Origin of the sequence: Corynebacterium sp. p3-SID1194, from assembly GCF_025144155.1 — a bacterium.
Classification (GTDB): Bacteria; Actinomycetota; Actinomycetes; order Mycobacteriales; family Mycobacteriaceae; genus Corynebacterium.
Window position 1 is genome coordinate 1 of sequence record NZ_JALXWY010000030.1, and the last position, 8910, is coordinate 8910.

Genomic DNA, 8910 nt, shown 5'->3' on the forward strand with positions numbered 1-8910 from the left:
CCTCCGGGCGCACGCTTCACGTAAAGCCCGTGACCTGGCAGCTACGCCAGATCGCGGGCTTTTCTGCTTTCCGTGTACCCCCGTTTAGAACACGTCGATGCGCCCGCCGAGCGACTCGGTCTGACGCAGTGCTTTGACCCAGCCGTGTGCGCCGAGCTGGATGCGCATGACGGGGCGGGAGGAGATCTTGATCGGCGAGACCGATTCGGCGCGGGCGCCCTTGCGCGCACCCATGCGGGTGACGGCGCGGTAGCCAGCGCCGACGAGCTGCTCCAAGTCGGGCTCGGGCGCGGCCAGCGAAGAGCGGGCATCCTGCAGCAGCGGGATGATCTCGTCCAAGGTCTTCACCACGGCATCGGCGTTGGTCTCGCACATCGCGCGCACCAGTTCGGGCTCGGTGCCAGCCACGCGCGTCGCGCCGCGGAAGGAGCCAGCAGCCAGGGACTGGGCGAGGGTGCCGCCGCGGTCGCCGACGACGGCGAGTGCTTCAGCCAAAACGTGCGGCAGATGGGAGACGCGGGCGACTGCCTCGTCGTGCTTCCCCACCGACACGGGGACTGCCTCCGCGCTACACACGCGCGCGAGCTCGCAGACCTGGCCGAAGATGTCCACCCAGTCCGCGGGGACGCGGCGTCCGGCATCTTCGCATTCTTTGGCGTAGTCGTAGGTGATCGCCCAAGCGGCGCGGGTGAACAGGCCGGCGCGGGAGGCACCCCAGCCGGAGTCCTCGGTGCCGGACATCGGGTGGCCACCGACATAACGTTCGCGCATGCCGCGGGCGCGCACCAGCTCGTCGACAGGCTTTTTCACACTGACCACGTCGGTGATGCCGCAATTCGGCGCGTACATCGCGATCGAATCGAGAACGTCCTCCACCGCGTGCATGGGCACGGCGATCACAATGAGCGCGTGGTCGGAGGACGCGCGGGAGAGCACGCGGGACAGGTCGTCGGAGGCATCGAAGCCTTCGCGCGCGGCGTCGCGCATGCCGGAGCGGGAGTGCGTGTAGCCGTAGACCGGCACCCCTGCGGCATCTAAATCGCGCATGATTGATCCGCCGATGAGCCCCAGCCCGATAATGCAGGTCGTGGGCAGGGTGCGCCGCCCTCCGACGCGTGCGTTGGACCCCTGGTTGCCTGACATACCGTGTTGCTCGTTCACGCTGACAAGCTTTCCACAACGCGAGTAGTCTGACTAGGCATGAACGACGGACATGCGGAAGCTGGCTCAGGCGACGGGTACGACAGCGCCTTCGAGGACGGCTACGCGGTCACTGTGGCCAGGCGCGACGGGGAGTGGGTCGTCGCGGAATTCGACGACGATTTCGAGAATCTAGATACGTCCATCGACGCGGTGCGCGGTCTCCGCAGCGAAGGTGCGGCGTTCGCGCTCCTCAATGTCGAAGAGGCGTACCTCGTCATCGTGCGTCCCGGCCCGTCGCGCACGCGCGTGCTCATCTCGGACGCGACGATGGCGGTCGACGATGATTTCGCGGCCGAAGTGCTCGACACCGCGGGCGTCGAGATCCCAGACATCGACCCGGATGAGCTGGACAATATTGACGGCTGGGCCGACGGCGACTTCAAGATTCTCGAGGATATCGGTTTCAGCGAGGAGCTCATGAGCGTGCTTATCGACGACTCCGATGACGACCCCTCCGACATCATCGACCGAATCGCCGACGAGCTCGGCTTCATCGACGAGCTCGACCGGGCGCTGAATTAGCCCCGTCATGAGCCAGCTGGAGCAACGCGCCGAACAGCGGATGCGCCGCGCCATCGAGGTCGCCCGCACCACACCAGCAGCGGATATCCCGGTCGGCGCGGTGATTTATGGGCCGGACGGCACCGAAATCGCCACCGGGACGAACCGCCGCGAAACAGATCAGGATCCGGTCGGGCACGCGGAGGTCGTCGCCACGCGAGCAGCCGCGCGCGCCCTGGGCACCTGGCGGCTCGACGGTTGCGAGCTCGTGGTCACGCTTGAACCGTGCACGATGTGCGCGGGCGCGATCCTCGGCGCGCGCATGAAAAGCGTGGTCTTCGGCGCGTACGAGCCCAAGACGGGAGCCGTGGGATCGCTTATCGACGTCCTCCGCGACCCGCCCCACCTCCACACCGTCGAGGTGCGCGGTGGCGTCCTCGAGGCTGAAACCGCTGCGCTGATGACTGGGTTTTTCGACCGTTTGCGCTGATCAGTAGTTCGCGCCGTGGATTGACATGGAATCGTTACCCAACCGTCATCTCGATTTCTCTAGCATGGGCCGAGTAAGCGAAATCAACTTAGAAGGAGAAAGATCATGGCTGATCTCAACGGCAAGCTGGACCAGGTCAAGGGCGACGCTAAGGAAGCTCTGGGCAACGTTACCGACAACGACGCTCTGAAGAACGAGGGCAAGGCTGACCAGCTCACCGGCGGCGTCAAGGACAAGCTGAACGAGGCTGGCGACAAGATCAAGGACAAGGCCAACGAGGTCGCTGGCAAGATCCAGGATTCCCGCGACGAGAACTAAACCGTCGCTTGAGCCGAGTGCCTAGGAATTTGGTTCACCGGCGACGCTACCGCTACTCTGTTCTGCGGTAGCGTGTCCGAGCGGCCGAAGGTACTCGCCTCGAAAGCGAGTGAGGGTAAAACCTCCGCGGGTTCAAATCCCGCCGCTACCGCCATTTTCAAGAAGTTCGTGGTTTGGGTAGAATTCGGCGAAATATCGCCGTTTTCCAGCTCCAAACCACGAATTTTTTGTTTTTAGGAAAGGGATCCCAGTGGCGAAGTTCCTCTACCGGCTAGGCAAATGGTCCTTCCTCAATAAGTGGAAGGTCATCGTGGCGTGGTTGCTGCTCTTCGCTGCTGGCGCTGCGGGCGCCGCGACCCTGTCGAAGTCGCTGTCGTCCGACTTCGCCATCTCCGGGACACCGTCGATCGACGCCCTCGAGTCCCTCGGCGAGAATTTCCCCGGAATCAGCGACCCGGTCCAGGCTCCGTCAGTGAACCTGGTCTTCAAGGCACCGGACGGGCAACGCCTCGACGATCCGGCGAATATGGCTGCGATCGACGAGACCGTGTCCTATATAGAGGACAACCTGCCGGAGATGGGCGGCAAAGACCGCTTCGGCAATCCGGTCACCGTCTCGAAGGAGCAGACGGAACAGATCGTCTCCCAGATGACGGAGATGGGACTGCCCGAGGAGCGCGCGAAGGCCGATGCCGATAATGTCCGCCTCTTGTCCGAGGACGCACGGATCGGCTACACCACCTTCGAATTCGGCGCGGAGACCTCCATGCAGGTCACCGATGAGCAACGCGCCGTGGTCAACGAGGCGCTCGACCTCGGCCGTTCGAAGGGCCTGCAGGTCGAGGCCGGTGGCCCGGGCTTCGGCGATCCCATCGAGATCAAGACGACCAGTGAGATCATCGGCATCGGTGTGGCTTTCGTGGTCATGCTGGTCACCTTCGGTTCACTCATCGCCGCAGGCATGCCGGTGACTACCGCCGTGGTCGGCGTGGGCCTGGGCACCTTCCTCATTCTCATGGCCACGCGGTTCACGGAGCTCAACGAGGTCACCCCGGTCATGGCCGTGATGATCGGCCTGGCCGTGGGTATCGACTACGCGTTGTTCATCCTGTCCCGCTACAAGCAGGAGCGTGAGCGCCTCCCCGGCCCGGAAGCGGCCGGTCTGGCTGTCGGCACCGCGGGCTCATCTGTGCTTTTCGCCGGCATGACGGTGTTCACAGCCCTGGTCGCGCTGGTGCTGGCGCGCATCGAGTTCCTCTCCTGGATGGGTTTGTCCGCCGCAGCCACCGTGGCCGTCGCGGTGCTGGTCGCGATCACGTTGCTGCCAGCCCTGTTGGGCCTGCTCGGCGATAAAATCTTCGGCGGAAAAATCCCCGGTGTGGCCGGCAACCCCGGTCCCGGCGACCGTCCCGCGAAAGACTTGGATTCCCGCTCACTCGGCCGCGCCTGGGTGAACACCGTGCGCCGAGTCCCAGCGCTGGTCATGGCTGTCGTTGTCGTCCTCCTCGGCGTGTGCTCGCTGCCGGTGCTGCAGATGGAAATGTCCCTGCCTTCGGACTCCAACGGCGATACCGACACGACCCAGCGCAAGTCCGCCGACCTCATGGCGGAAGGTTTCGGTGCAGGTGTCAACGCACCATTCCTGCTCGTCGTCGATGCCCACGACGTCAATCCAGAGTCGCAGGCACTCGCCCCGTACATGAAGTCGATCCCGGATGAGGCGGTGGAGGGCGCAGGGGACGTCGATAAGCAAAAAGCTGCGTTGTCCTCCTTCATGTACGCGATGGAACGCGCTGGCACCGTGACTGGCGTGCGTCACGCGCAGCTCGTCGACGTCAACGATGACATGACCGCTGCGCAGATCTTGGCCACGCCGGTGACGGGCCCCGACGACCAGTTCACCGTCGACACCGCGCACGCCCTGCGGGAAATGGACGCTGAGATCGAAGACGCCACCGGTGCCGATGTGGGCCTGACTGGCTTTACCGCCGTGCAGATGGACATCACTGAGGAACTCGCCGGCGCGATGCCGCTCTACCTCGGCATTGTGGTGGGCCTGGCGATTCTGCTGCTCATCATCGTCTTCCGCTCGATTCTCGTGCCGCTTGTCGCGGGCTTGGGCTTTTTGCTGTCCGTCGGCGCGGCCTTCGGTGCGACGGTGCTGGTTTTCCAGGAAGGGTTCACGGGCCTCGTGAACACCCCGGGGCCGATCCTGTCCTTCCTGCCGATCCTGCTGATCGGCGTCACCTTCGGTCTGGCCATGGACTACCAGGTCTTCCTGGTCACCCGCATGCGCGAGCAGTACACGCGCCTGCGCCGCCCCGGCGACGATCCGGACGCCGTCCTCGACGCTGTCGAGGAATCCACCGTCGAAGGCTTCGTCCGCGGCGCGCGCGTGGTCACCGCCGCCGCCATCATCATGATCGCCGTCTTCGTCGCGTTCATTGATCAGCCGCTGCCGTTCATCAAGATCTTCGGTTTCGCGCTCGGCGCGGCCGTGCTTTTCGACGCCTTCTTCGTCCGCATGGCCCTCGTCCCCGCCACCATGTTCATCCTGGGCACCACTACCTGGTGGATGCCGAAATGGCTCGACCGCATCTTGCCCAACCTCGACATCGAAGGCGAGGAGCTAGAGCGCGAATTTGAGCGCGAATTTGATAAGGAGCACGTCAACGCATGACCGACACCCCTCATAAGGCCGATCTCAGCTTCGAGGTAGGCACCCACCTCGAGGAGGCCCCGGGCCGCCATGGCCGTACCGGCGTGATCCATACTCCGCACGGTCCGATCCAGACGCCCGCGTTCATCCCGGTGGCCACCAAGGCGACCGTGAAAACCCTGACCCCGGAGCAGATCCGCCAGACGGGCGCGCAGGCCATCCTGTCCAACGCGTACCACCTCTATCTTCAGCCCGGCCCCGACATCGTGGACGAGGCCGGGGGAGTGGCCGCCTTCGAGAACTGGCACGGACCCACCTACACCGACTCCGGCGGATTCCAGGTCATGAGCCTGGGCGTCGGCTTCAAGAAGGTCCTGGCTATGGACGTTGCCGGGCTCACCGACGAGGACATCCGCGCCGCCAACAAGGACCGCATGGCGCGTGTCGACGACGACGGCGTCGACTTCAAGTCCTTCATTGACGGCTCCTCCCACCGCTTCACGCCGGAGGTGTCCATGCAGATCCAGCACCAGCTCGGCGCCGACATCATGTTCGCCTTCGACGAGCTGACCACACTCGTGGACACCCGCGCCTACCAGGAGCATTCCGTCGAGCGGACCCGCCTGTGGGCACGCCGCTGCCTGCTCGAGCACGATCGCCTATCGACGGCACGCCCCCACAAACCCCTCCAATCCCTTTGGGGAGTGGTGCAGGGCGCCCAGTACGAGGACCTGCGTCGCCAAGCCACCCACGGCCTGATCGCCTTGGACGAGGAAGCCCGCGCCGAGGGGCGCCGCGGTTTCGGCGGCTACGGCATTGGCGGCGCCCTGGAGAAGGAGAACCTGGGCACCATCGTCGGCTGGGTCACCGATGAGCTGCCGGAGGACAAGCCCCGTCACTTGCTGGGCATTTCCGAACCCGACGACCTATTCACCGCCATCGAAGCCGGCGCCGACACCTTCGACTGCGTCGCCCCGACCCGCCTCGGCCGCCGCGGCGGCGTGTACACCCTGGACGGTCGCATGAACCTCATGGCTGCCCGCTTCCGCCGCGACTTCACCGGTGTGGACGAGGAATTCGGCGGCTACGTCTCCGAGAACTACTCCCGCGCGTATATCCACCACCTACTGCGTGCGAAGGAATTCCTCGCCGGCACCTTGTGCACCCTGCATAACCTCGAGTTCATGGTGCGCCTGGTGGACAATATCCGCGCCGCGATCGACGCCGGCGACTATGAGGCCTACCGCGACGAGTTCCTCGGGCGCTATTACGCGGGGCGGTAAAACTTCCTAGGATGTAGGTATGTACCTACAGGAGGTGTGAGATGACAACACTGAGCGCCCGGGAATTCAACCGCGATGTCAGCGCCGCTAAGCGCGCTGCACTAGAAGGGCCAGTGGTGATCACTGACCGCGGCCGTGCATCGCATGTGCTGCTGTCGGCGGAGCGCTACAAAGAGCTCGTGGCGAACACGTCCAATTGGGCGAGCCGCCTCCACATGGAAGAGGACATTGAGTTTGAGCCGCCCCGGATGAATTTCGGCCTGAGGGATCCGGAGCTATGAGCTTCCTGCTGGATACCAACGTGGTCAGCGAGCTTCGAAAGCCCGCCTCAAGAGTCAATCCCGGAGTGTTGGCCTGGTCGACAAAACACCCGCTCATCGAGCAATTTCTCTCGGCCGTCTCCATCTTCGAGCTTGAGCAGGGGGTGTCGCTGAAGGAACGTCGCGATCCAGTGCAAGGCGCGAAACTACGGGCGTGGCTCGAAGATCAGGTGAAACCGTCCTTCGAAGGGCGGGTTCTGTCTTTTGATGCTGCGGTTGCTGCGCATGCGGCCCACCTGCACGTGGATAATCCCCGTCCCCTGGCGGATTCTTTCATTGCGGCAACAGCGCAGCTACATGGTCTTGCCGTTGTGACCCGGAATGAGCGTGACTTCAGCTCATTCCGGGTACCGTGCATCAACCCCTGGTCGGATTAAGCCGTCACCGCGCTCGCACGCTCCTCGGCGCGGCGCACGGCGGCGATGGTCGGGTAGGTGACCGGCAGCAGGACGACTTCCATGAGGGTCTTCCACAGGAACCCGACGATGACGTAGTTCACGAACGCGCCGACGGAATCGATGCCGATCACGCCGGCGGCGATGGAGCAGAACAGCAGGGTGTCGGCGAATTCGCCGACAACCGTCGAACCGATCAGGCGCGCCCACAGGCGGTCGGTGCCGAAGCGGTCCTTCATCTTCTGCAGCACCCACGCGTTGAGCAGCTGGCCCACGACGTAGCCGGTAAGCGATGCCAGCATGATGCGCGGCAGCAGACCCAGCACGGCGGCGAAGGTGTCCTGCATGTCGTAGAAGCTGGCGGCGGGCAGCCAGATCGCAATATAGAAGGACAGCACCGCGAGCACGGCGACACCGAAACCGGTGAACACAGCACGGCGGGCGGCTTTGAATCCGTAGACCTCAGCGATCACGTCACCGATGACGTACGAGATGGGGAAAAGAAAGAATGCGCCGTCGGTGACCAGTGGCCCGAGTTCGACGCCTTTCTGTGCGGTGATATTGGAGATGAGGAAGACCGCGCAGAACACCGCGAGCAGGTACGGGTACGGCGAGCGCGCGATGGGGTGCGTGTGGGAAATGGGATTCGACATGCGCAATATCATTGCACATATGTCTCACTCACAACCTTCAGCCGGCCGTTATGCACCGAGCCCGAGTGGGGATCTCCACTTCGGCAATTTACGCACGGCGGTGCTCGCGTGGTTGTTTGCGCGTCAGTCGGGCCGCAATTTCTACATGCGCGTGGAGGACATTGATTCGGAGCGTTCCAGCATGGAATCGGCCCGCCGCCAGCTCGAGGACCTCGCGGCGCTCGGCATTGAGTGGGATGAGCCGGTGATCTACCAGCACGAGCGCGGCGATGCGTACGCGGCGGCGTTGGCCACGCTCGACACGTATGAATGTTATTGCTCCCGCCGCGATATCCGGGAGGCGGCGTCCGCACCCCACGCGCATCCAGGCATCTATCCAGGCACGTGCCGCGACCTCACGGAAGAGCAGCGCGCTTATCGACGTTCCCAGCTCGCCGACCAAGGCCGCCTCCCCGCCATCCGTCTGCGGGCGCATGTGGATGAGTGGACTGTGACTGATTACTACAAAGGCAAATTCACCGGTCCTGTCGACGACGTGATTCTCAAGCGCGGCGGCAACCTGAACCAGGCACAAGCGGGGGATTGGGCCTACAACCTCGCAGTGGTGGTCGATGACGGGTTCCAGAATGTCGACCAGATCGTCCGCGGCGACGATCTTTTGGAATCAGCGCCCGCGCAGGCGTACCTCGCTGACCAACTCGGCCTGCCCCAGCCGACCTACGCTCATGTTCCGCTCGTGATAAATGCCCAAGGAAACCGTTTGGCGAAGCGCGACGGCGCAGTCACTTTGCGGGACATGTTGGCTCACCGAACTATCACAGAAATTGTCGAGCAGCTCTCCGCCTCAGTCGGTGTCGCGGGCGCTACCAGCGCGGATGAGTTGATGCAGAAATTCACGCCGGAAATGCTTTCCTGCGAGCCATTTTTGTGGACATGACGTCAATGAAATCACTTGACCGCACATGGTCCTCACCTGATTGTGATGCCTTTAGGCCCTCCACGGTGGGGCGGGTGAATCTGTTTACATTGAAAATAATGGGTGGACTTAAACCTGCTGGTTAAAAAGTTCGGTCTGTCAAGCAGTCGGC

10 protein-coding genes and 1 tRNA gene are annotated in these 8910 nt (G+C 63.6%); 9 read left to right on the forward strand and 2 right to left on the reverse strand.

Features of this window, described 5'->3' with window-relative positions:
* Window positions 1-84 precede the first annotated feature (84 nt).
* A complete protein-coding gene (locus tag M3G19_RS11540) occupies window positions 85-1143 on the reverse strand; it encodes a prephenate dehydrogenase (RefSeq protein WP_259902760.1) in 1059 nt (352 codons plus the stop codon).
* Between the two features lie 57 nt (window positions 1144-1200).
* Here M3G19_RS11540 and M3G19_RS11545 point away from each other — a divergent pair, with 57 nt between their 5' ends.
* The 8 genes from M3G19_RS11545 (at window position 1201) to M3G19_RS11580 (ending at window position 7151) form a co-directional block, all read left to right on the forward strand.
* On the forward strand, window positions 1201-1725 hold the full coding sequence (locus M3G19_RS11545; RefSeq protein ID WP_259902753.1) for a tRNA adenosine deaminase-associated protein: 525 nt from the start codon (window positions 1201-1203) through the stop codon (window positions 1723-1725).
* Between the two features lie 7 nt (window positions 1726-1732).
* Entirely contained in the window at window positions 1733-2194 is a 462-nt protein-coding gene (locus M3G19_RS11550) for a nucleoside deaminase (RefSeq protein WP_246875158.1), read from the forward strand.
* 105 nt (window positions 2195-2299) lie between these two features.
* Window positions 2300-2512 carry a CsbD family protein gene (locus M3G19_RS11555; RefSeq protein WP_210575257.1) on the forward strand — a complete coding sequence of 71 codons (213 nt, stop codon included), beginning with the start codon at window positions 2300-2302 and terminating at the stop codon, window positions 2510-2512.
* A gap of 66 nt (window positions 2513-2578) precedes the next feature.
* Window positions 2579-2666: transfer RNA gene (locus tag M3G19_RS11560), tRNA-Ser, on the forward strand.
* A gap of 96 nt (window positions 2667-2762) precedes the next feature.
* Entirely contained in the window at window positions 2763-5192 is a 2430-nt protein-coding gene (locus M3G19_RS11565) for an MMPL family transporter (protein ID WP_259902754.1), read from the forward strand.
* Window positions 5189-6454 (forward strand): tRNA guanosine(34) transglycosylase Tgt, encoded by a 1266-nt coding sequence (gene tgt, locus M3G19_RS11570; protein WP_259902755.1) that lies wholly within the window; start codon window positions 5189-5191, stop codon window positions 6452-6454. Before M3G19_RS11565 ends, tgt begins: the two co-directional genes overlap by 4 nt.
* Window positions 6455-6495: 41 nt before the next feature.
* The gene (locus M3G19_RS11575; RefSeq protein WP_259902756.1) at window positions 6496-6735 is read left to right on the forward strand and encodes a type II toxin-antitoxin system Phd/YefM family antitoxin; all 240 of its coding nucleotides are present in this window, start codon (window positions 6496-6498) and stop codon (window positions 6733-6735) included.
* Window positions 6732-7151, forward strand: a complete 420-nt coding sequence (locus M3G19_RS11580) for a type II toxin-antitoxin system VapC family toxin (RefSeq protein ID WP_259902757.1) — start codon at window positions 6732-6734, stop codon at window positions 7149-7151. Before M3G19_RS11575 ends, M3G19_RS11580 begins: the two co-directional genes overlap by 4 nt.
* Here the strand turns inward: M3G19_RS11580 and M3G19_RS11585 are convergent.
* The gene (locus tag M3G19_RS11585; protein ID WP_396121784.1) at window positions 7148-7822 is read right to left on the reverse strand and encodes a queuosine precursor transporter; all 675 of its coding nucleotides are present in this window, start codon (window positions 7820-7822) and stop codon (window positions 7148-7150) included. The genes M3G19_RS11580 and M3G19_RS11585 overlap by 4 nt on opposite strands.
* Window positions 7823-7841: 19 nt before the next feature.
* Between M3G19_RS11585 and gluQRS the strand changes: the two genes are divergently transcribed.
* Entirely contained in the window at window positions 7842-8759 is a 918-nt protein-coding gene (gene gluQRS, locus M3G19_RS11590) for a tRNA glutamyl-Q(34) synthetase GluQRS (protein ID WP_259902759.1), read from the forward strand.
* The last annotated feature ends 151 nt before the right edge of the window (window positions 8760-8910 follow it).